Annotated in this window: 16 protein-coding genes; all 16 read left to right on the top strand. The window is 62.4% G+C overall.

What is annotated here, in order from left to right; genetic code table 11:
* The first annotated feature begins 6 nt into the window (after positions 1–6).
* The 16 genes from flhF (at position 7) to BMX59_RS13865 (ending at position 22,445) form a co-directional block, all read left to right on the top strand.
* Positions 7–1,323 carry a flagellar biosynthesis GTPase FlhF gene (flhF, locus tag BMX59_RS13785; protein ID WP_071489815.1) on the top strand — a complete coding sequence of 439 codons (1,317 nt, stop codon included), beginning with the start codon at positions 7–9 and terminating at the stop codon, positions 1,321–1,323.
* A gap of 106 nt (positions 1,324–1,429) precedes the next feature.
* Entirely contained in the window at positions 1,430–2,263 is an 834-nt protein-coding gene (gene fleN, locus BMX59_RS13790) for a flagellar synthesis regulator FleN (protein ID WP_003192912.1), read from the top strand.
* Positions 2,260–3,000 (top strand): RNA polymerase sigma factor FliA, encoded by a 741-nt coding sequence (fliA, locus tag BMX59_RS13795; protein ID WP_016976604.1) that lies wholly within the window; start codon positions 2,260–2,262, stop codon positions 2,998–3,000. The genes fleN and fliA overlap by 4 nt, the downstream gene beginning before the upstream one ends.
* A gap of 169 nt (positions 3,001–3,169) precedes the next feature.
* The gene (locus BMX59_RS13800; RefSeq protein WP_015885173.1) at positions 3,170–3,544 is read left to right on the top strand and encodes a chemotaxis response regulator CheY; all 375 of its coding nucleotides are present in this window, start codon (positions 3,170–3,172) and stop codon (positions 3,542–3,544) included.
* Between the two features lie 18 nt (positions 3,545–3,562).
* Positions 3,563–4,351, top strand: coding sequence for a protein phosphatase CheZ (locus tag BMX59_RS13805; RefSeq protein WP_058427225.1), 789 nt, complete (start codon positions 3,563–3,565; stop codon positions 4,349–4,351).
* An 11-nt stretch (positions 4,352–4,362) separates the two neighbouring features.
* On the top strand, positions 4,363–6,564 hold the full coding sequence (locus tag BMX59_RS13810) for a chemotaxis protein CheA (protein ID WP_071489814.1): 2,202 nt from the start codon (positions 4,363–4,365) through the stop codon (positions 6,562–6,564).
* Positions 6,565–6,612: 48 nt separating this feature from the next.
* A complete protein-coding gene (locus BMX59_RS13815; protein ID WP_071489813.1) occupies positions 6,613–7,743 on the top strand; it encodes a protein-glutamate methylesterase/protein-glutamine glutaminase in 1,131 nt (376 codons plus the stop codon).
* Positions 7,743–8,483 (top strand): flagellar motor protein, encoded by a 741-nt coding sequence (locus tag BMX59_RS13820; protein ID WP_033900785.1) that lies wholly within the window; start codon positions 7,743–7,745, stop codon positions 8,481–8,483. The genes BMX59_RS13815 and BMX59_RS13820 overlap by 1 nt, the downstream gene beginning before the upstream one ends.
* Before the next feature lie 196 nt (positions 8,484–8,679).
* A complete protein-coding gene (motD, locus tag BMX59_RS13830) occupies positions 8,680–9,567 on the top strand; it encodes a flagellar motor protein MotD (RefSeq protein WP_092243055.1) in 888 nt (295 codons plus the stop codon).
* Between the two features lie 51 nt (positions 9,568–9,618).
* A complete protein-coding gene (locus BMX59_RS13835) occupies positions 9,619–10,407 on the top strand; it encodes a ParA family protein (protein WP_016976611.1) in 789 nt (262 codons plus the stop codon).
* Complete coding sequence (locus BMX59_RS13840; RefSeq protein WP_093122334.1) at positions 10,407–11,183, top strand: CheW domain-containing protein; 777 nt, start codon at positions 10,407–10,409, stop codon at positions 11,181–11,183. Before BMX59_RS13835 ends, BMX59_RS13840 begins: the two co-directional genes overlap by 1 nt.
* Before the next feature lie 53 nt (positions 11,184–11,236).
* On the top strand, positions 11,237–11,719 hold the full coding sequence (locus BMX59_RS13845; protein WP_010564003.1) for a chemotaxis protein CheW: 483 nt from the start codon (positions 11,237–11,239) through the stop codon (positions 11,717–11,719).
* The gene (locus tag BMX59_RS13850) at positions 11,720–12,112 is read left to right on the top strand and encodes a DUF2802 domain-containing protein (protein WP_071489809.1); all 393 of its coding nucleotides are present in this window, start codon (positions 11,720–11,722) and stop codon (positions 12,110–12,112) included.
* Between the two features lie 293 nt (positions 12,113–12,405).
* Entirely contained in the window at positions 12,406–14,112 is a 1,707-nt protein-coding gene (locus BMX59_RS13855; RefSeq protein ID WP_071489808.1) for a ShlB/FhaC/HecB family hemolysin secretion/activation protein, read from the top strand.
* Positions 14,113–14,123: 11 nt separating this feature from the next.
* Positions 14,124–14,645 (top strand): toxin-activating lysine-acyltransferase, encoded by a 522-nt coding sequence (locus BMX59_RS13860; protein WP_092243060.1) that lies wholly within the window; start codon positions 14,124–14,126, stop codon positions 14,643–14,645.
* Between the two features lie 24 nt (positions 14,646–14,669).
* On the top strand, positions 14,670–22,445 hold the full coding sequence (locus tag BMX59_RS13865) for a hemagglutinin repeat-containing protein (RefSeq protein WP_093122338.1): 7,776 nt from the start codon (positions 14,670–14,672) through the stop codon (positions 22,443–22,445).
* Positions 22,446–22,452: the final 7 nt, after the last annotated feature.

The raw sequence follows: 22,452 nt of genomic DNA on the forward strand, positions 1-22,452 counted from the left end.
TGGGTTATGCAAGTGAAGCGTTTTTTCGCCGCCGATATGCGTCAGGCCATGAAACTGGTTCGTGATGAGCTGGGCGCCGACGCCGCGATTATCGGCAACCGTCGTATTGCCGGCGGTGTCGAGCTGACGGCTGCCCTGGATTACACCCCTTCGGCCCTGGCGCCGCGCGTGCCGAACATGGAGCTCGAAGACGAGCTGCGCAAGACCGCTTCGCGCATCGTCTCGGCCCAGGCTGAACTGAGCATGCGTGGCGACAGCGATGCCACCACCAATCGTCAGTTGTTCGCCGGCCTGCCGCTGACCGCCGCCGAGCCATTGGTTGAGCCGACCTTCAAAGAGCCGCCGCGTCCCGCTGCGCCAGCCCCGGCAGCGGCGGTTGACCAGCGCGTGTTCGATTCGATGCGCTTTGAACTCAACGGTTTGCGTGAACTGCTCGAAGTGCAGTTGGGCTCGCTGGCCTGGAACCAGTTGCAAGGCAGCAAACCGCAACAGGCCAACCTGTGGCGCCGCCTGCAACGCATCGGCCTGTCCGGCCCGTTGTCCCGCGACCTGCTGGCCCTGACCACCGAGATCGAAGAGCCTCGCCAGGCCTGGCGCATGTTGCTGGCCCATCTGGCGCGGATGATCGCCACCCCGGAAATCGAACCCCTGGAAGAGGGCGGTGTGATCGCCATGGTCGGCCCTGCCGGCATGGGCAAGACCACCACCCTGGCCAAGCTGGCCGCCCGTTACGTGCTCAAGTACGGCGCTCAGAATATCGCGCTGGTGAGCATGGACAGCTACCGTATTGGTGCCCAGGAGCAGCTCAAGACCCTGGGCCGCATTCTCAATGTGCCGGTGACCCATGTCGACCCGGGCCAGTCCCTGGCCAACGCCCTCGACCCGCTGCTGCGCAAGCGCGTGGTGCTGATCGATACCGCCGGCCTGCAAGCCAGCGACCCTGCCTTGCGCATGCAGTTGGAAAGCCTGGCCGGGCGTGGCATCAAGTCGAAAAATTACCTGGTGCTTGCAACCACCAGCCAGAAACAGGTTCTTACCGCTGCGTATCATAGTTACAAGCGCTGCGGCCTGGCCGGTTGCATCCTCACCAAGCTCGACGAAACCGCGAGCCTGGGCGAGGTGCTGAGCCTGGCCATCAGTCATGAATTGCCGGTCGCCTACCTGACCGACGGGCCGCGGATTCCGGATGATCTGCATCTGCCGCGCCGTCATCAGTTGGTCAGCCGTGCAGTCAGCGTGCAAATGCAAGACGAGCCTAGCGAGGAAGCGATGGCCGATATGTTCGCCGACCTCTACCACAACCCGGCGAAGCGGGTAGGTTGAGGACGGTATGAACACCGTGAAAAGTATCTACATCGATGGTCTGCAAGCGATTCACGCGGCCAAGCCATGTAGCCTGCGTCTAAGCAAGACAAGGTAAAGAAATAAAATGGGCAGCATGCATCCCGTACAGGTGATCGCGGTGACCGGCGGCAAAGGTGGCGTCGGAAAAACTAACGTGTCAGTGAATTTGTCCCTGGCCCTGGCAGAGCTTGGCCGTCGCGTCATGCTGCTGGATGCTGACCTGGGGTTGGCGAACGTCGACGTTCTGCTGGGGCTGACGCCCAAGCACACCCTTGCCGATGTGATCGAGGGCCGTTGTGAGCTGCGCGATGTGCTGCTGCAAGGGCCCGGTGGCATCCGCATCGTCCCGGCCGCCTCCGGCACCCAGAGCATGGTGCACCTGAGCCCGGCGCAGCATGCCGGCCTGATCCAGGCCTTCAGTGACATCGGCGACAACCTCGACGTGCTGGTGATCGACACCGCCGCCGGGATCGGCGAATCCGTGGTCAGCTTCGTGCGCGCCGCGCAGGAAGTGTTGCTGGTGGTCTGCGATGAACCCACCTCGATCACCGACGCCTACGCCCTGATCAAACTGCTTAACCGTGATTACGGCATGAACCGCTTCCGCGTCCTGGCCAACATGGCCCAGAGTCCGCAGGAAGGGCGCAACCTGTTCGCCAAGTTGACCAAGGTCACGGATCGTTTCCTCGATGTCGCCTTACAATACGTCGGCGCAGTTCCCTACGACGAGTGTGTGCGCAAGGCTGTGCAAAAGCAGCGTGCAGTCTACGAAGCATTCCCTCGTTCCAAGTGTGCACTGGCGTTCAAGGCTATTGCCCAGAAGGTCGATACCTGGCCGTTGCCCGCCAACCCCCGGGGGCATCTGGAGTTTTTCGTCGAGCGATTGGTGCATCAGACGAGCGCAGGACCCGTGCTATGACAGCGACCGGCTACAACGCTTACAAGAAGTCTGCCCGTGACAGCCAGGGCGAGTTGATCGAGCGCTACGCGCCCCTGGTCAAGCGCATTGCCTATCACCTACTGGCACGCCTGCCCGCCAGCGTGCAGGTCGAAGACCTGATCCAGGCGGGCATGATCGGCCTGCTCGAAGTGTCGACCAAATACGACGCGAGCAAGGGGGCGAGTTTCGAGACGTATGCGGGCATCCGCATCCGTGGCGCGATGCTCGATGAAGTGCGCAAAGGTGACTGGGCGCCGCGTTCGGTACACCGCAACACACGCATGGTCAGTGACGCAATTCGCGCAATTGAAGCAAAAACCGGTCGCGACGCTAAAGATCACGAAGTTGCGGCCGAACTCCAATTGAGTCTCGACGATTACTACGGGATTTTGAACGATACCTTGGGCAGCCGCCTGTTCAGTTTCGACGACCTGTTGCAGGACGGCGAACATGAAGGGCTGCACGAGGACGGCGCGAGTGCTCATATGGAGCCATCGCGTGACCTGGAAGATGAGCGTTTCCAGGGAGCGTTGGCGGACGCGATTGCCAATTTGCCGGAGCGTGAGCGGCTGGTGTTGGCGCTGTACTACGACGAAGAGCTGAACCTCAAGGAAATCGGTGAGGTCCTGGGTGTCAGCGAATCGCGGGTCAGCCAGTTGCACAGCCAGTGCGCAGCCCGCTTGCGGGGGCGTTTGGGAGAGTGGCGAGCGCGCTGAACAGGCAGTGTGGGGACACTGCAGACGATACCGCGAGGGCAACCGGCCTTCGCGGGTTCGACCCGTGGTGCCCCCGGCAGTCCTTTTTGTGTAATGCCTGTTGATTGAAATGGCGCGTCCAGGTGCTGGGCGCGTTTAAGACTGCTTGGAGGTCGAATTGGACAAGAACATGAAAATCCTCATCGTTGATGACTTCTCAACGATGCGGCGGATCATAAAAAACCTGTTGCGTGACCTTGGGTTCACAAACACGGTCGAGGCGGATGACGGCATTACGGCCATTCCGATCCTCAACAGCGGGAGCATCGACTTTCTGGTAACAGACTGGAACATGCCGGGCATGACCGGTATCGACTTGCTGCGCCACGTGCGCGCTGACGAAAAGCTGCGCAGCCTGCCTGTGCTGATGGTCACCGCCGAAGCCAAGCGTGAGCAGATCATCGAAGCCGCCCAGGCCGGGGTCAACGGTTACGTGGTCAAGCCATTCACGGCATTGGCCTTGAAAGAGAAGATCGAAAAAATCTTCGAACGCATCCACGGCTAATGCCATCGCGGGGGAGCTATGGAGCATAAAGAAACGTCACAGGGAGACTTCGAGTCGACCCTGAAAAAGCATGCTCACCAGTTGGTCGACAGCCTTGAAAGAGGCCAGTTCGGCGACGCGGTGCAGTTAATCCATGAGCTCAACCAGACCCGTGACCGCGGCCTGTACCAGGAAGTGGGCAAGCTCACACGCGAGCTGCACAGTGCGATCGTCAATTTCCAGATTGACCCGCACATGCCCCAGGCCGAAGAAATCTCGCAAATCACCGATGCCACCGAACGCCTGTCCTATGTGGTCAGGCTGACTGAGGCGGCGGCCAACCGCACCATGGACCTGGTGGAAAACGCCACGCCCCTGGTCAACGGCATGGCCACTGAAGCCCAGGCCCTGAGCCACGACTGGGGCCGCTTCATGCGCCGGGAAGTGGGGGCCGAGGAGTTTCGCGAGTTGGCGCGTCGGGTCGACGGTTTCCTGTCACGCAGCGAGCAGGAAAACCGTACGGTTTCCAGCAACCTCAACGACATTCTGCTGGCCCAGGATTACCAGGACCTCACCGGTCAGGTGATCAAGCGTGTGACCCAGTTGGTCACCGAAGTGGAAAGCAACTTGCTCAAATTGGTGCTTATGGCAGGCCAGGTTGACCGTTTCGCCGGCATCGAACATGACCGCGAAGCGATCCTCTCGGAAAAAGATCCACAAAAACATCTCGCCAAGGGTGAAGGTCCGCAGATTCATGCCGATAAACGTGAAGACGTTGTATCGGGTCAAGATGATGTCGATGACCTGTTATCCAGTTTAGGCTTCTAAGGAGCACCCACATGAGCTTCGGCGCCGATGAAGAAATCCTTCAGGATTTCCTTGTAGAGGCCGGCGAAATTTTAGAGCAGTTGTCCGAGCAACTGGTCGAGCTGGAAAGCCGACCGGATGATGCGAACCTGCTCAATGCAATTTTTCGCGGTTTTCACACTGTAAAAGGGGGCGCCGGCTTCCTCCAGCTCCATGAGCTGGTGGAGTGCTGCCACATCGCCGAGAACGTGTTCGACATCCTGCGCAAGGGTGAGCGTCACGTTGATTCGGAGTTGATGGACGTGATTCTCGAAGCACTGGATGCGGTCAACGGCATGTTCAGCGAGGTGCGTGAGCGTGCCCCGATCACGGCGGCGACCCCGGAACTGCTGGCCGCCCTGGCGCGCTATGCGGAGCCTGCCGACACGTCGGCCGCACCGGTGGTTGAAGCCGCGCCGGAGCCTGTGGTTGAGGCCGAACCGGATGTGACCGACAGCGAGTTCGAGCAGTTGCTCAACTCCCTCAGTGCCGTCAAGGCCGAGGCGCAAGCACCGGCCGCGCCGGTCGCCGCACCGACCAGCGAAGACATCACTGACGCTGAGTTCGAATCGCTGCTCGACCAGTTGCATGGCAAAGGCCAGTTCGCGGCCGACGCCGTGGCACCCGCCGCTGCGGCTGCGGATGCACCGGCGGCCAGCGCCAGCACCGATATTACCGACGATGAATTCGAGGCATTGCTCGACCAACTGCATGGCAAGGGCACCTTCGCGGCCGACGCCTTGCCGGAAGTCGCCGCCACGGCTGCGGCACCGGCTGCTGCCAGTGCCGCTCCTGCGGGCGATGGGCTGATCTCCGATCACGAGTTCGAATCCCTGCTGGACGAATTGCACGGCAAGGGCAAGTTCAGTGAAGTGGCCCCGGCCGCTGCGGTTGCGACAGCTGCACCGGCCGCCGCCAAGGCCGCTGCGCCTGCTCCAGCCGCCAAGCCAGCACCGGCTCCGGCCGCTGCACCTGCTCCGGCGCGCGCCGCCCCGGCACCGGCAGCCGAGAAGCCTGCCAGTGAAGCCGAGACCACCGTGCGGGTGGATACCGCGCGCCTGGACGACATTATGAACATGGTCGGCGAACTGGTACTGGTGCGTAACCGTCTGGTGCGCCTGGGCCTGAGCAGCGGCGATGAAGCCATGCAAAAGGCCGTGTCGAACCTCGACGTGGTGACCGCCGACCTGCAGACCGCCGTGATGAAAACGCGGATGCAGCCGATCAAGAAAGTCTTCGGGCGCTTCCCGCGCCTGGTTCGCGACCTCGCGCGTCAGCTGAAGAAAGAAATCAACCTGGAACTGGTGGGCGAAGAAACCGACCTCGACAAGAACCTGGTCGAGGCCCTGGCCGACCCGCTGGTCCACTTGGTGCGCAACGCCGTGGACCACGGCGTGGAAACCCCGGAAGAGCGCGAAGCCTCGGGCAAGTCGCGCAACGGCAAGGTGATCCTGGCTGCCGAGCAAGAGGGCGACCACATCCTGCTGTCGATCACTGACGACGGCAAAGGCATGGACCCGACCATATTGCGCAACATCGCGGTCAAGCGCGGCGTGATGGACAAGGACGCCGCCGACCGCCTGACCGACACCGAGTGCTACAACCTGATCTTCGCCCCGGGCTTCTCGACCAAGACCGAGATTTCCGACGTGTCCGGCCGTGGCGTCGGCATGGACGTGGTGAAGACCAAGATCAGCCAGCTCAACGGCTCGATCAACATCTACTCGACCAAGGGCCAGGGCTCCAAGATCGTCATCAAGGTGCCGTTGACCCTGGCGATCATGCCGACCCTGATGGTGATGCTGGGCAACCAGGCGTTCGCCTTCCCGCTGGTCAACGTCAACGAAATCTTCCACCTCGACCTGTCGCGCACCAACGTGGTGGACGGCCAGGAAGTGGTGATCGTGCGCGACAAGGCATTGCCCCTGTTCTACCTCAAGCGCTGGCTGGTGGCATCGGCCAAGCATGAAGAGCAGCGCGAAGGCCATGTGGTGATTCTCTCCGTGGGCACCCAGCGCATCGGCTTTGTCGTCGATCAACTGGTTGGCCAGGAAGAAGTGGTCATCAAGCCTTTGGGCAAAATGCTGCAGGGAACCCCGGGCATGTCGGGTGCGACCATCACCGGTGACGGTCGGATCGCGCTGATTCTCGATGTTCCGAGCATGCTCAAGCGTTACGCCGCTCGGCGTATTTGATTCTGGTGGGGCAGGGCGGTAGTGCCCGCCCCGCCTAACGGAGTGTTTATGGCAGTCAAGGTCCTGGTGGTGGACGATTCGGGTTTCTTCCGCCGCCGCGTCTCGGAAATTCTTTCCGCCGATCCAACGATCCAGGTGGTCGGCACGGCCACCAACGGCAAAGAGGCGATTGATCAAGCCATTGCGTTGAAACCGGACGTGATCACCATGGACTACGAGATGCCGATGATGGATGGCATCACGGCAGTCCGGCACATCATGCAACGCTGCCCGACCCCGGTCCTGATGTTTTCCTCGCTGACGCACGAAGGCGCCCGGGTCACCCTGGATGCGCTGGACGCCGGCGCGGTGGACTTCCTGCCGAAGAATTTCGAAGACATCTCGCGCAACCCCGAGAAGGTCAAGCAGATGCTCTGCGAGAAAGTGCACAGCATTTCGCGCAGTAACCGTCGCAGCCTGTTCAGCGCGCCTGCGCCAACCGCTGCGCCAGCACCGGCTCCAGCGGCACCGACATCGTCGTTTGCGCGCCCTGCGCCTGCGCCGGTGGCACGGCCTGCGGTGGCACCCGCTCGCACGGCGGCGCCTGCGTCTTCGCATTCGCCCGCACCCAAGCGCAAGGCCTACAAGCTGGTCGCCATCGGCACCTCCACCGGCGGCCCGGTTGCGCTGCAACGCGTGTTGACCCAATTGCCGGCCAACTTCCCGGCGCCGATCGTATTGATCCAGCACATGCCGGCGGCGTTCACCAAGGCGTTCGCCGAGCGCCTGGACAAGCTGTGCCGCATCAGCGTCAAGGAAGCCGAGGATGGCGACATCCTGCGCCCTGGCCTGGCGCTGCTGGCCCCCGGTGGCAAGCAGATGATGGTCGACGGCCGTGGCGCGATCAAAATCCTGCCGGGCGACGAACGTCTGAATTACAAGCCGTGCGTGGACATCACCTTCGGTTCGGCAGCCAAGTCCTACGGTGACAAAGTTCTGGCGGTGGTGCTCACCGGCATGGGCGCCGACGGCCGTGAAGGTGCGCGCCTGCTCAAGCAGGGCGGCAGTGCCATCTGGGCCCAGGACGAAGCCAGCTGCGTGATCTATGGCATGCCCATGGCCATCGTCAAGGCGGACCTGGCCGACGCCGTCTACAGCCTGGACGACATCGGCAAGCATCTGGTGGAGGCCTGCCTCTGATGGATGTACTGAGCCTGATCGGCATCATCATGGCGTTTGTCGCGATCATCGGCGGCAACTACCTCGAGGGCGGGCACCTCGGCGCCCTGGCCAACGGCCCGGCGGCGCTGATCGTGATCGGCGGCACCGTGGGCGCGGCGTTGTTGCAATCGCCCATGAGCTCGTTCAAGCGCGCCATGCAGATTCTGATATGGATCATTTTCCCGCCACGCGTGGACCTGCCCGGTGGCATCGACCGCGTGGTCAACTGGAGCCTCACCGCGCGCAAGGAAGGTCTGCTGGGCCTGGAAGGCGTGGCCGATGCCGAGCCCGACAGCTACGCGCGCAAAGGCCTGCAACTGCTGGTGGACGGTGCCGAGCCGGAAGCGATCCGCAGCATTCTTGAAGTGGATTTCTACACCCAGGAAAGCCGCGACATCAACGCCGCCAAAGTCTACGAAAGCATGGGCGGCTACGCGCCGACCATCGGCATCATCGGTGCGGTGATGGGCCTGATCCACGTGATGGGCAACCTGGCCGACCCCTCGCAACTGGGCAGCGGCATTGCCGTGGCGTTTGTCGCCACCATCTACGGTGTAGCCAGTGCCAACCTGGTGCTGTTGCCGGTGGCCAGCAAACTCAAGTCGATTGCCATGCGCCAGTCGCGTTATCGCGAGATGCTGCTCGAAGGCATCCTGTCGATCGCCGAGGGCGAGAACCCGCGTTCCATCGAATTGAAGCTCCAGGGCTTCATGGATTGATGACCATGAGTATCTACTTGTGGCGAGCGAGCTTGCTCGCGTTGGGGCGCGAAGCGGCCCTGATCCAGGCACCGTGTTTTTTCAGAAAGATTGCGGTGCCTGGTTTTGGGGCTGCTCCGCAGCCCAACGCGAGCAAGCTCGCTCGCCACAATGAACCGGTTGGCAGTGAGTACTGTGTGCAGGGAGGTAATTGCCTGTGAGCCGTCGCCGTCGCGAGCCTGAAGAACACGTCAACCACGAGCGGTGGCTGGTGTCCTATGCGGACTTCATCACCCTGCTGTTCGCGTTTTTCGTGGTGATGTACTCCATCTCGTCGATCAACGAAGGCAAGTACAAAGTCATTTCCCAGGCGCTGATCGGCGTGTTCAACGATGCCGACCGTGCGCTCAAGCCGATCCCTATTGGTGAAGAACGGCCCAAGACCGTGACCCCGGCCAAGCCGCTGGTCAACGACAGCGATGAAACCGCCGCCGGCGTGGGCGGCACCAGCGACCCGCTGAAAAGCATCGCCGACGACATCAGTGCCGCGTTTGGCGACTTGATCAGCTCCAACCAGATGACCGTGCGCGGCAACGAGTTGTGGGTGGAGATCGAGTTGAACTCCAGCCTGCTGTTCGCCAGCGCCGATGCGATGCCCAGCGACCAGGCATTCACCATCATCGACAAAGTGGCGGCGATCCTCAAACCGTTCGAGAACCCGATCCACGTCGAAGGCTTCACTGACAACGTTCCGATCAGCACCGCGCAGTACCCGACCAACTGGGAGCTGTCGTCGGCACGAGCGGCGAGCATCGTCAGGATGCTGGCGATGCAGGGCGTCAACCCTGGACGCCTGGCGTCGGTGGGCTACGGTGAGTTCCAGCCGGTGGCCAACAACGCCACGGCGCAAGGCCGCGCGCGTAACCGTCGGGTGGTGCTGGTGGTGTCGCGCAACCTGGATGTGCGCCGCAGCCTGACCGGCACCGGCACCGCCAATGCAACACCGGATGCGGCCTTGAAGCGGGCTGGCACACAAACTGCACCGGCCCCGGTAAAACCGCCGGTTCGACAGAGTGCCGTCAATTCTCCGTCGCCGGCTCAATAACCCCATGCAATGTCTCGGTCGCGCCTGTGCCTGCCGGGAGGAACCAACCGAATGAGAGTCTGGGCAGTTGCCAATCAAAAAGGTGGAGTCGGCAAGACCACCACCTCCATCGCCTTAGCCGGCTTGCTGGCCGAGGCGGGCAAGCGTGTGGTCGTGGTGGACCTGGACCCTCACGGCTCCATGACCAGCTATTTCGGCTACGACCCGGATGCGCTGGAACACAGCAACTACGACCTGTTCCTGCACAAGGGCAGTGTGCCGGCCGATCTGCCCGGGCAACTGCTGTTGCCCACCAGTAACGAAAGCATTTCGCTGCTGCCGTCCAGCACCGCGCTGGCCACCCTGGAGCGCCAGTCGCCGGGGCAGAGCGGCTTGGGCCTGGTGATCGCCAAGACCCTGGCGCAACTGTGGCAGGACTTCGACTACGCGATCATCGACAGCCCGCCGTTGCTCGGCGTGCTGATGGTCAACGCCCTGGCGGCCAGCCAGCAACTGGTGATCCCGGTGCAGACCGAGCATTTGGCCGTCAAAGGCCTGGAGCGCATGGTCAGCACCCTGGCGATGATCAACCGTTCGCGCAAACAGGCGCTGCCGTTCAGTATCGTGCCGACCCTGTTCGACCGCCGCACCCAGGCGTCCCTCGGCACCCTGCGCGTATTGCGCGATGCCTACCCTGACACCATCTGGAACGGCTATATCCCGGTGGACACGCGCCTGCGTGACGCCAGCCGCGCCGGCCTGGCGCCGTCGCAGTTCGACCCGAAAAGCCGTGGCGTACTGGCCTACCGCGCGTTGCTCAAACACCTGCTGTCCCAGCAGCTTGTGGCGCAGGTGGCGTGATGAACCGTCCCGTCGAACTCAAGACCCGGCCGCAACTGGCACTGGAATCCTACCTGGATGCCCTGCTGCAGGACGCGACCGAGGAAGCCCTGCCGGAACCGATCCTGGTACTGGAGCCTGCTGTCGAGCCAGAAGCCGTGCTGGATGAATTCCAGTTGGCGGTGTTGGAAGAACAAGCCCGGGATGCGCAGGTCGTGGTGCCGATTATGCCAGCCGTGGCGATCCCGGCAGTGGTCGAGCCGGTGGTGGAAGTGCACCTGCCGCCGAGCATCACACCGCCGCCGGTCACCGGTGATGATCGCCCGAGCTGGGCCGCCGAGCCGTTCGAATGCCTGTTGTTCGACGTCGCCGGTTTGACGCTGGCGGTGCCGCTGGTGTGCCTGGGCTCGATCTATTCCCTGGAAGGTCAGGAACTGACGCCGCTGTTCGGGCAGCCGGAGTGGTTCCTCGGCATCCTGCCGAGCCAGGCCGGCAACCTGAAGGTGCTGGATACCGCGCGCTGGGTCATGCCCGACCGCTACCGCGACGACTTCCGCCAGGGCTTGCAATACGTGATCTCGGTGCAGGGCTATGAGTGGGGGCTGGCGGTGCATCAAGTCAGCCGCTCGTTGCGCCTGGACCCGAACGAAATCAAATGGCGCAGCCACCGGGGCCAACGGCCTTGGCTGGCGGGCACCGTGATCGAACACATGTGCGCGTTGCTCGACGTCGCCGAACTGGCCGAGTTGATCGCCAGTGGTGCCGTCAAAACGATGCCGGTTACTAAACGCAGTTGATTGAACAATAAGGTCCACGCTGGTGCGTGGCCAATCTTGAAGGGGTCAGGGGTATGAACAAGTCAGCGTCCGCACAAGGTTTGGATGATCCGATCCTGCAATGGGTAACCTTCAAACTGGACAACGAGTCCTACGGCATTAACGTGATGCGCGTGCAGGAAGTGCTGCGCTACACCGAAATCGCCCCGGTACCGGGTGCGCCGAGCTACGTGCTGGGCATCATCAACCTGCGCGGCAACGTGGTGACGGTGATCGACACCCGCCAGCGTTTCGGCCTGGTACCGACCGAGGTCAACGACAACACGCGTATCGTCATCATCGAGGCCGACAAGCAAGTGGTCGGGATCATGGTCGACAGCGTGGCCGAAGTGGTCTACCTGCGCCAATCGGAAGTGGAAACCGCGCCGAACGTGGGTAACGAAGAGTCCGCCAAGTTCATCCAGGGCGTGTGCAACAAGAACGGCGAACTGCTGATTCTGGTTGAGCTGGACAAGATGATGAGCGAAGAAGAGTGGTCGGAACTGGAGAGTATCTGATTGTTCCTTGAGGCTGCGGTGATTGTCCTGGCCCTGTTGTGGGCCGGGACGTTGGCATTTCTGCTGCGCCATGTGAGCCAGCAGCGCGAACTGTTGTTGCAACAGGCCGAGCGTGATGCGGTGCGTGACCGGCGCATCCTGGAGTTGGTCAAGCGGGTCGATCATTACCAGCAGAGTGCGGTGAGGGTGGGGGATGAGGTGCACGAATTGCGCGCCATTCTTGCGCCGTTGCCGGACAAGCTGGCGCAGATCGAGCAACGCGACCCTTCGAGCCTTTCGTTTGCCCAGGCGGCGAAGCTGGTGGGCATGGGGGCTACGGTGGATGAATTGACGCAGTCTTGCGGCTTGACCCAGGCTGAGGCGCAGTTGATGAGCAAGCTGCACAAGAGCTGATGTCTGTTAGTACCGCCATCAACTTGCAGGGGGCTGAGCCCTTCTACAACAAAACAGTACAAAAACGAATTGTTGGCAAATTCGCTGAGATACCCTAAAAGCCTTGAAGTAGAGCCTTCAAGAAAAAAATGGAGGTGTCCAAGGCGGCCTTTTTTTGCGAAATGTGTCACAGGGCCATACACCCTGATGGCACTTTTATGTCTTTGTGGTGACCAACCTGCGCATGTAGGAAGTTTCACTCACAAGGATGCGAAATGTCTTTCGACGCTTCACCTAGAACAAAACCCTCTGTTTTGCTGCAGTCTTGCGTCGCCACCTGCTCCCTTGTCGGTTTGCTTGCCAGTGCAGCGACACTGGCCGCTGAGCCTCAAGCGCCCGCCCAGCAACTGCTCCTGCAACAACAACGTGAACGTGCCCAGCGCGAGCAGTTGGAACCGTCCCCCGACGTCCGTCTCGAAACTCCGCAAGACAGCTCCGGCACTCTGCGTCTGCCGCGCAATGAAACGCCGTGTTTCAAGATCGACCGTGTGGTCCTTGGCGGCGACCAGTCCGAAGATTTCCAGTGGGCCTTGCGTGCCGCCAACCCGAGCGACGATCCGGTGCAGGGGCAATGCGTCGGCTCCGCCGGGATCAACCTGACGATGAAGCGCATCCAGAACGCGATCATCGCCAAGGGCTTCATCACCACTCGCGTCCTCGCCCAGCCCCAGGACTTGAACCAGGGCACGCTGGCGCTGGTGCTGGTGCCCGGACGCATCAAGCACATCCGTTTTGCACCGGGCACCTCCACGCGCGCCAACTATTGGAACGCCATGCCCGCGTCGCCTGGCGATGTGCTCAACCTGCGCGACATCGAACAGGCGCTGGAAAACTTCAAACGCGTGCCCACCGCCGAAGCCGATGTGCAGATCACGCCAGCCGAGGGCGCGGATGCACAGCCGGGGGAGAGTGATGTCGTGATTGCCTGGAAGCAGGCGATTCCAGTACGCGTAAGCCTGTCGGTGGATGACTCCGGCAGCAAGCAGACCGGCAAGTATCAGGGCAACGTCGCTCTGTCGCTGGATAACCTGGCGACCCTCAATGACCTGTTCTACATCAGTTTCAACCACGACCTGGGCGGCGGTCAGAGCGGTGACCGTGGTTCGAAAGGCCACACCGTGCACTACTCGGTGCCCTACGACTATTGGCAACTGAGCCTGACGTCCAGCGAGTATGACTACCACCAGACGATTGCCGGGGTGAACCAGGCCTATTCCTACAGTGGCCGCAGCCGGACCAACGAGGTGCAGCTGTCACGGGTGATCTACCGCGACGCGGTGCGCAAGACCACTGTGTCGGTCGGTGGCTGGAGTCGTACGTCCAGCAACTACATCGAAGACACCGAAATCGAACTGCAACGTCGCCGCATGGCCGGTTGGCAGGCCGGGATCAATCACCGTGAATTCATCGGCGCCAACACCCTCGACCTCGGTGTCGGTTATCGCCGTGGCACCGGTGCCCGTGATGCGCTGCGTGCGCCTGAAGAGGAAAACGGCGAAGGCACCTCGCGTTCGCAGATCATCACCGCCAACGCGCAATTGCAGGTGCCGTTCACCCTGTCGGATCAACGTCTGCGTTACGTCGCTGGCTGGCGCGGGCAGTGGAACCGTACACCGTTGATCCCCCAGGACCGCTTTTCAATTGGCGGGCGCTACACCGTGCGCGGCTTCGACGGCGAGCAGATCCTGTCGGCCGAACGCGGCTGGACGTTCAGCAACGACCTGGGCCTGAGCCTGGCCAACACCGGCCAGGAACTGTACCTGGGCGTGGATTACGGCGAAGTCGGCGGGCATTCCACCCAGTACCTTTCGGGCCGGCGCCTGGCTGGTGCGGTGGTGGGCCTGCGCGGGGGCTACAAGCAATTTTCCTATGACATTTACACCGGCAAACCCCTGGAAAAACCCAAGGGCTTCCAGACCGCCGACGTGACCAGTGGCTTCAGCGCCAACTGGTCGTTTTGAAGGAGCCCAGCATGCATCACGACACCTTGGAGGTGCTTGCTCCCGAGCGCGCCGACAGCGCCATCGACGAAGCCCAGGTGCTGGGCTCGGCGGTGTGGCTGTGGATGCACTCGGCGGCCCATCGCGATGCGCCGTTGCACAGCCTGTCGACCTTGTTGCTGCCGGCGATCAAGCGGCGCCAGTTCATCTTGATCAGTGAAGCCGGGCAGCCGGTGTTTTTCATGTCGTGGTTGAACCTCAGTGCCGAGGCCGAGGCGCGCTATCTGCGCGAACCTGCGGTGTGCCTGCCGGCGGCGGACTGGGACAGTGGCGACCGCCTGTGGATCAACGACTGGGTCGCGCCGTTTGGTCACACCCGGCGCATCAGCAGTTTGCTGCGCCGTCGCCTGTGGCCTGGAAGGATCTTCCGTGCGCTGTACCACAAGGGCGAAGAACGCGGTTTGCGCGTCATCGATTTCCAGGGCATCGCCGTGCTCGACCTGGAGGCGCAAGCCTGGTTTGCCAGCCACCCGTTACCTCTTCACGCGCTCTGACCAGCCACCGCGCAAGGGATTTGCATGAATAAGCAGCTATATCGAATTGTGTTTAACAAGGCTCGCGGCCTGTTGATGGTCGTGGCGGAAAACGTCAAGAGTGCCAGCAAGGCACCCGGCACCACGGGTAGCGTTGGCCGGGCCGGCGGTGCCGTGGCCACACTCACGCCCTTGCGTTTTGCGCTGATGGTGGGCATGGGCTGGGTTGCGCTGGTCATGCCGGCCCAGGCCCAGGTTGTGGCTGACGGTTCGGCTCCCGCAGGCCAGCGCCCGAGCATCGGCGCGGCGGGCAACGGGGCGCCTGTGGTCAACATCACCACGCCAAGCGGGGCAGGCGTATCGCGCAACACTTACCAGCAGTTCGACGTCGACAAGCGCGGCGTGATCCTCAATAACGCCGTCACCAACAGCCAGACCCAACTGGGCGGCTGGGTCGAAGGCAACCGCGCGCTGGCCAACGGCAGCGCACGGGTGATTCTCAACGAGGTCAATTCGAGCAACCCCAGCCAGTTGCGCGGTTTTGTCGAAGTGGCGGGTTCCAAGGCCCAGGTAGTGATTGCCAACCCCTCCGGAATCGCCTGCGATGGCTGCGGTTTTATCAACGCTGACCGCGCGACGCTGACTACCGGGCGGGCGCAGTTCGAGAACGGTTTGATTACCGGCTATCAAGTCTCTGGGGGCAAGGTCAGCATCGGCGGCGCGGGCCTTGACGCCACTCGCGCCGACTACACCGAGATCATCGCGCGCACGGTCGAAGTGAACGCGGGCATCTGGTCCAAAGACTTGACTATCAAGACCGTCGCAGCAGGCCAGAACCCGGCCGACGCCCCCGCCGTGGCCATCGACGTGGCACAGTTGGGAGGCATGTACGCCGGCAAGATCACCCTGGTAGGCACCGGCGCTGGTGTCGGTGTACGCAATGCCGGACAGATCGGTTCCAGTGCCGGTGAAGTGGTCATCGGCAGCGATGGGCGTATCGAGAACCAGGGCCAGATCAGCAGCGCCACGCACCTGACCGCTCAGGCCGACAAAGGCATCGATAACAACGGCACGCTGTTCGCCCAGGGTAACCTGGCCTTGGAGACGGCGGGCAATATCGACAACAAGGGCATCGTGTCTGCCCAGGGCGATACCCGCCTGAGCGCCAAAGGCGCGAATTCGGCGATTCGCAGCGATGCCGGCTCTGCACTCGCCGCAGGTGTAGACAGCACGGGTAAATTGGGCAGCAGCGGTTCGCTGACCCTGACGTCGGCCGGCACCCTCACGGCCAAGGGCCAGAACCTGGCGGCGCAAACCATGAAGGCCACTGCCGCCCAGGTCGACCTGAGTGACAGCCAGACATCGGCTGGCACGGTCGAACTGAACAGCACCGCTGGCCATCTGGACCTGCGCCGCAGCCACGTCACCGCCGCTCAATCGCTGACGGCCAATGCCAGTCAAACCTTGTTCAGCGATGCTGCACAGGTGGGCGCGGCGCATATCGGCATCGTCGCCATGGATATGTCCAACGTCGCCGGTAAGTGGGTGCAGACCGGCAAGGCGGGCATGCGGGTGACCCTCGCGCGCAATCTGGACAACCATGGCGGCATCCTGTCCAGCGGTGGTCGCCTTGATGTGAGCGCCAAGACCCTGGGCAACGCGGATGGCCTGGTGCAGTCCGGTGATGGCGGTGACCTGTACATAACGGCACAGGATGCGCTGGATAACAGCAACGGCAAGCTGGTGACCGCCGCGAATCTATCCCTCAACGGCGGCAACCTCGATAACCAGCGCGGGCAGGTCACGGCGGGCGGTGTGCTGGATATCAACGCCGCACAATTGAACAACGCCAAGGGCACCGTCGCCGCCGTCCAAACCCTGACAGTCAGGGCCAACAGCCTGTTGAACCAGGGCGGCACCCTGGGCTCGGTGGCGGGCGACCTGATCCTCGACAGCGATGCTGCCGTGCTCGATAACCGTGGCGGCCGCCTTGAGGCCGCCAAAGCCTTGACCCTCAACGCACAAGGTTTGAACAACACAGGCGGCGTCATCACGGGGGCCCAACTGCTGCTGGATACGCAAGGCCAGCGACTGGACAACGCCCAGGGCACCCTCGACGCCAGCGATACGCTGACACTCGATAGTGGTGTACTGAACAACGACGGCGGCATCGTGCAAGCCAAGTCGAACCTGTGGGTGGATACCCATGGCCAGCAACTCAGCAACCGCAATTCCGGCAGCACCGGCGGCATTCTTGGGCAGCGTGACGTCACGGTGCGTACCGGCCAGTTGATCAATGATCAAGGGTTTATCGGCAGCGCCGGCAGTCTGGCTGTTGACGCCGGACAGGTGAGCAACCAGTCGGGTCTGTTGCGTGCCGATGGTCATCTGTTGCTGACTGCCGCCAGTGCGGATAACCGTTCGACCCAGGGCGCCAACCAGGGCATCAAGGGCCTGGGCGTCGAGATGAACGTCGATACCCTCGATAACCGTGGCGGCTCGCTGGTTGCCGATGCGGCGTTGAGCATCACGGGCAGCGGTGCGCTGGATAACGACCAGGGCATTATCTCGGCCGGCAGCGTGCTGAGCGTGACTGACCGCGACCTTGCGCAGAAGCGCCAGGCCTTGAATAACGGCACGGGCACGCTGATTGCGGGCCAGTCGCTGCAGGTCGACAGCGCCAGCTACAGTGGCAGCGGTAAAGCCCTGAGCCTGAGAGACCTGGCGTTCAAGCTGAGCCATGATTTCGTCAACACCGGCCTTTTCCAGGCCAATGGCAACCTGTCTGTAGAAACGGCTGGGCTTTTGACCAACCAGGGTAGTTTCCAGGCGGGCGATGGGTTGCAGCTCAACGCCAGCGCACTCGACAACACCGCCAGCGGTTCGATCAGTGCCCGCCGGGTCCGGGTCAATGCGCTCAATCAACTCGACAACCGCGGCCTGATCGACGGCGAGGCCACGCGCCTGAGCGCCGCGACCCTGAACAACCTCGGCACGGGGCGTATATACGGTGATCACTTGTCGATTGCCGCCACCAACGTCACGAACAGCGTGGAAGGTTCGACGGCAGCCACCATCGCCGCGCGCAACCGCCTGGATATCGCCAGCCAGACTCTCGATAACCGTGAGCACGGCTTGATCTTCAGTGCCGGCGACCTGGTGATCGGTAGCACACTGGATGTCGATGACCACGCCACCGGCCAGGCCCAGGCGCTGAGCAATGCCAGCGCCACGATTGAAGCGCTGGGCAGCCTGAGTGCCAATGCCCGGCTCATCCGCAACACCAATGAACATTTCGCCACCGAGCGGGTACTCGTCTCCAATGAGGCACTGCAGGAATACCAACTGTCGGGCTCGACCAACCGCTACACGCCTTCGCAGATCTCGACCTACAAGGATGAGGTGCGGTACCTGGTGACCCCGGAAGGGCGCAAGGATCGTTGGAACCTCTATAACTACGACCGCACGGTGACCGAGACCCGGATCGTCAGTTCCGACCCTGGGCAAATGCTCGCAGGTGGCGCCATCAACCTGACTGCCGACCACCTGCTCAACGACAAAAGCCGGATCATCGCCGGCCAGGCCCTGACGGCCAGTGTGGGCCGTGTGGACAACACCGAAGTGACCGGCGAACGGATTACCACCGACAGTGGTACCCTGACCAACTTCTATCGCATCCAACGCAAGGGGCGTGATCGCCAGGGGACCAGCGTCACGGCTTATAAGCCTGCGCCCTTGATCGAGCAGATCGCCCTCAAACCGACGGTATTTACCGAATACGCGACCATCAATGGCAGCGGCACACAGTTGGGTGCGCGGGTAATGGCCAACGTCGGCGATACCACCCGCGGTACCGGTGAGCTTGCCGGTGCGGGCAGAACCCACACCGTCAGCCCGATCAGCCAGGTGCAGGCATTGACCCAACAGAACGGTGCAGGCGCGGTGGAGCAGATCCGTACCGGCGGGTTCAACCCCGACCTGCCGGACAGCAGCCTGTTCCGCACCAACCCCAACAGTACGGCTGGCTATCTGGTGGAGACGGATCCGCGTTTTACCAATTACGGACGGTGGTTGTCGTCGGACTATATGCTCGACCGCCTGAACCTTGATCCGGCCGCCACCCAGCAACGGTTGGGCGACGGCTTCTACGAGCAGAAGCTGATCCGCGAACAAGTTGCGCAACTCACCGGGCGCCGGTTTGTCGATGGTTACGCCAGCGACGAAGCGCAATATCGCGGCATGATCGACAGCGCCGTCACCCTGGCCGAGCAGTGGAAACTGATCCCGGGCGTGGCGCTGACCGCCGGGCAAATGGCGCAGTTGACCAGCGACATCGTGTGGCTGGTGTCCAGGGACGTCACCCTGGCCAGCGGCGAAGTGCGCCAGGTGCTGGTGCCGCAAGTGTATGTGCGGGTTCGCGAAGGCGATGTGGACGGCTCGGGCGCGTTGATGGCCGGGCGCACCTTGAATCTGGATGTGCGCGGTGACCTGGTCAACTCGGGCAGCCTGGCCGGGCGCGACGGTGTGACCATCAGCGTGCAGAATCTCAACAATCTCGGCGGCCGCATCCAGGGCAACGATGTGTCGCTCAATGCCAGCCAGGACCTGAACAACATCGGCGGCCTGATCAGCGCCAACAGTCGCCTGGCGTTGAGCGCCGGCAATGACATCAACGTGCGCTCGATCACCACCGACAGCGCCAGCGAGCAGGGCACCCGCACCGCGTTGTCGCGGGTGGCCGGGCTGTACGTGTCGGCCCCGGCGGCAAACCTGATTGCCACGGCGGGCAATGACATCAACCTGCAAGCGGCTCAGGTCAGCAACACCGGTGTGGGCGGTAAGACCGCGCTGGTGGCGGGCAACGACGTCACCTTGAGCACCGTCAAAGAGTCCTACACCCAGGCCAACCAATGGGACGGCGACAACTGGCGCAAGGAGGCCGGGCGCAATGAGGTCGGCAGTTCGGTGCAGGCCAACGGCGATATCCGCCTGGGCGCCGGGCGTGACGTGCAGGCACGCGGTGCGCTGGTCAACAGTGACGCGGGCGCGGTGTCGGTCAGCGCGGTGCGCGACATCAACGTCGAGGCCGGCGAGCGCTTCAACAGTGCGGACGAGGCGCACAAGGTCAAGGGCAGCAACGGCCTGTTCTCCAGCAAGACCACCACCACCCGCGATACGGTCGCCCAGACCACCGCGCAAGGCTCGACCTTCAGCGGCGAGCAAGCGGTGGTGCAGGCGGGCAACAACATCACCCTCACCGGCAGCAACGTGGTCTCGACCTCGGGCACGGCGCTGGTGGCGGGCAATGACATCAAGGTATTGGCGGGTACCGAGACGCTCGACGAGAAACACACCAAGGACGTGAAGACCAGCGGCATGTTCAGCGGCGGCGCGATTGCCGTCACCATCGGCTCGCAGCAGCAGACCAACAAGGACAGCAGCCAGCAGACCACGGCCGCCGCCAGCAGCGTCGGGTCCACCGACGGCAATGTGCTGATCAGCGCGGGCGGCGAATACCGCCAGGTTGGCAGCAATGTGAGTGCGCCCAAGGGCGATGTGTCGATTGACGCATCCGAGGTCAATATCCTCGAAGCGCGCAATCTCGCTGCGCAGCAACAGGAGCAGCGCTTCAAGCAGACCGGCGTGAGCCTGACCCTGACCAACCCGATCGTGAACGCGGTGCAAACCGGCCAGCGCATGAACAAGGCCGCCGAACGTACCGACGACAAGCGCATGAAAGCCCTCGCTGCACTGAACACCGCGTGGGCCGCCAGCGAAGCCCATACCCAGGTGATGGCCGACCCGGCAGCGGCGGGCGGGATCAACTTGAGCATCGCCCTGGGCATGAACAAGAGCGAGAACAAAAGCGAGCAGACTTCCAACACAGCGGCCGGCTCGACGGTGGCGGCGGGGCACGATGTGTCGATTGTGGCTACCGGCGGCAAGCGCAACAACGACCTGACCGTGCAGGGCAGCCAGATCACTGCCGGCAACGATGCGTTGCTCAAGGCCGACGGCAATATCCTGTTGGCGGGTGCGCAGAACACCATCGAGCAGCACAGCACCAATAAGAGCGTGAACGGCAGCCTGGGGATTGGTATCTCTTTCGGCAGCGAGAAAAACGGCCTGAGTTTCAACGCTTCAGCCTCCCAGAGCCGCGGCAATGCCGATGGCAACGACCTGGTGTGGAGCAACACCCACGTGACAGCAGGCAACCAGGCCAGCCTGATCTCCGGCAAGGACACCACCCTGCGCGGTGCGGTGGTCTCGGCCGACAAGGTCAAGGCCGATGTCGGCGGCGACCTGAACATCGAGAGCCTGCAAGACACCAGCACATTTGCCTCCAAACAGAAGAGCATGAGTGCCGGCATCAGCATCTGCATCCCGCCGGTGTGCGCGGGTGCGGCGACGGCCAGCTTCAGCTCCAGCAATACCCAGCAGAAGTCCAACTTCGCCAGCGTCATCGAGCAATCGGGCATCCGCGCCGGCGACGGTGGATTCGACCTCAACGTGCGTGGCAACACCGACCTCAAGGGCGGCGTGATCGCCAGTTCCGACAAGGCCATTACCGACGGCAAGAACAACCTGACCACCGGCACATTGACCGTGGCCGACATCCATAACGTGTCCGAAGCCAGCGTCAAGACTTCCGGGGTGGAACTCAATTCGGACATGCTCGACGGCAAGCTCGGCACGGCCAAGGCGCTGCTCGCCAACAGCCTCGCCAACGGCTCGGACTCCGATTCCGACTCCAGCGACACCCGCAGCGCGATCAGCGCCGGCACCCTGGTCATCACCAATGCCGAGCGCCAGCGCGTGGTCGCCGGCATGAGCGTCGACCAGACGATTGCCAACCTCAACCGCAATACCGAGGCTGCCCATGTTGCCGTGGAGCGTCTGGACGTGGCGGAGATGGGGCGCAAGGTCGAGGCTGAGCAAGAGATCAAGCGTGAGTTCTACAACCAGGTGTCGCTGCTGGCGGATGAGGCGTATCGCAAGATCTTCCTTGAGAAGGCGCGGGTGTATGAGGTGTTGAAGGATGAGAATGGCAAGGCGCTGCTGGACGACAAAGGCAATGTTCAGCGCCGCGAGTTGAGCGACGAAGAAAAGCGCAATCTCAAGCCCGGGCCGGATGGTAAGGTACACATTGCCAACAACGGTATCTTCAACGACATCGATGGCGCGGCCAAATATGCCGATCAACACAGCTCTGCCGATACCGGGCCGCAGTATTTGATCCATTTCGAGAAAGCCAACAACTTCACGTCCGAGTTGATGATCGCGGCGTATCAGAAGAATCTCGAAAATGATTTCTGGGGCTTGTCCAACGCTGCTGTGCAGACCAAGGAATATATGGTCCAGTTCGGCCAAAGCGGATTGCACATCGACGGCCACAGCCGCGGCACATTGACAACGGGCAGTGCCATGGAATCGTTGGCTCGTGACCCGGCAAACGCAGGCATGCTGGGCCAAACCTCGATGAACTTCTTCGGTGCGGCCTACTCGGTGCAAAAGGCCGATTCGCTGTTGGGGGTATTGCAGAACCGTTCCGTATTCAGTTCCGTGGAGCAGCGTGATGCGATGGCGCTGCAGTACCAGAATCATAATTTCGACCCCGTCGCCCGAGCACCGCTGGTAGGGTTTAACGCCGGTACCGGCGGTACGATCCCGGAAGGCAGCAATCGGTTATGGGAGTGGTTGAAAGTGTTCGGTGGCGATAAGACCGCGCACAACTGCTATGGCAAGGGCGGGGAACTCTGCAAGCCGTTCTGGAGCGATACAAAAGACGGCGCGGCCGTGTTTAAGAGAGTCAAACAATGAGGACGAC

The sequence above is a fragment of the Pseudomonas sp. NFR09 genome, assembly GCF_900111535.1.
Taxonomy (GTDB): domain Bacteria; phylum Pseudomonadota; class Gammaproteobacteria; order Pseudomonadales; family Pseudomonadaceae; genus Aquipseudomonas; species Aquipseudomonas extremorientalis.

Coding starts and splice junctions, on each gene's coding strand:
- BMX59_RS13835 (WP_016976611.1), top strand. CDS start 9,619: ATGAGAGTCTGGGCAGTTGCCAATCAAAAAGGTGGAGTCGGCAAGACC.
- BMX59_RS13810 (WP_071489814.1), top strand. CDS start 4,363: ATGAGCTTCGGCGCCGATGAAGAAATCCTTCAGGATTTCCTTGTAGAG.
- BMX59_RS13805 (WP_058427225.1), top strand. CDS start 3,563: ATGGAGCATAAAGAAACGTCACAGGGAGACTTCGAGTCGACCCTGAAA.
- BMX59_RS13800 (WP_015885173.1), top strand. CDS start 3,170: ATGAAAATCCTCATCGTTGATGACTTCTCAACGATGCGGCGGATCATA.
- BMX59_RS13865 (WP_093122338.1), top strand. CDS start 14,670: ATGAATAAGCAGCTATATCGAATTGTGTTTAACAAGGCTCGCGGCCTG.
- BMX59_RS13815 (WP_071489813.1), top strand. CDS start 6,613: ATGGCAGTCAAGGTCCTGGTGGTGGACGATTCGGGTTTCTTCCGCCGC.
- fliA (WP_016976604.1), top strand. CDS start 2,260: ATGACAGCGACCGGCTACAACGCTTACAAGAAGTCTGCCCGTGACAGC.
- fleN (WP_003192912.1), top strand. CDS start 1,430: ATGGGCAGCATGCATCCCGTACAGGTGATCGCGGTGACCGGCGGCAAA.
- BMX59_RS13840 (WP_093122334.1), top strand. CDS start 10,407: ATGAACCGTCCCGTCGAACTCAAGACCCGGCCGCAACTGGCACTGGAA.
- BMX59_RS13820 (WP_033900785.1), top strand. CDS start 7,743: ATGGATGTACTGAGCCTGATCGGCATCATCATGGCGTTTGTCGCGATC.
- BMX59_RS13845 (WP_010564003.1), top strand. CDS start 11,237: ATGAACAAGTCAGCGTCCGCACAAGGTTTGGATGATCCGATCCTGCAA.
- BMX59_RS13860 (WP_092243060.1), top strand. CDS start 14,124: ATGCATCACGACACCTTGGAGGTGCTTGCTCCCGAGCGCGCCGACAGC.
- flhF (WP_071489815.1), top strand. CDS start 7: ATGCAAGTGAAGCGTTTTTTCGCCGCCGATATGCGTCAGGCCATGAAA.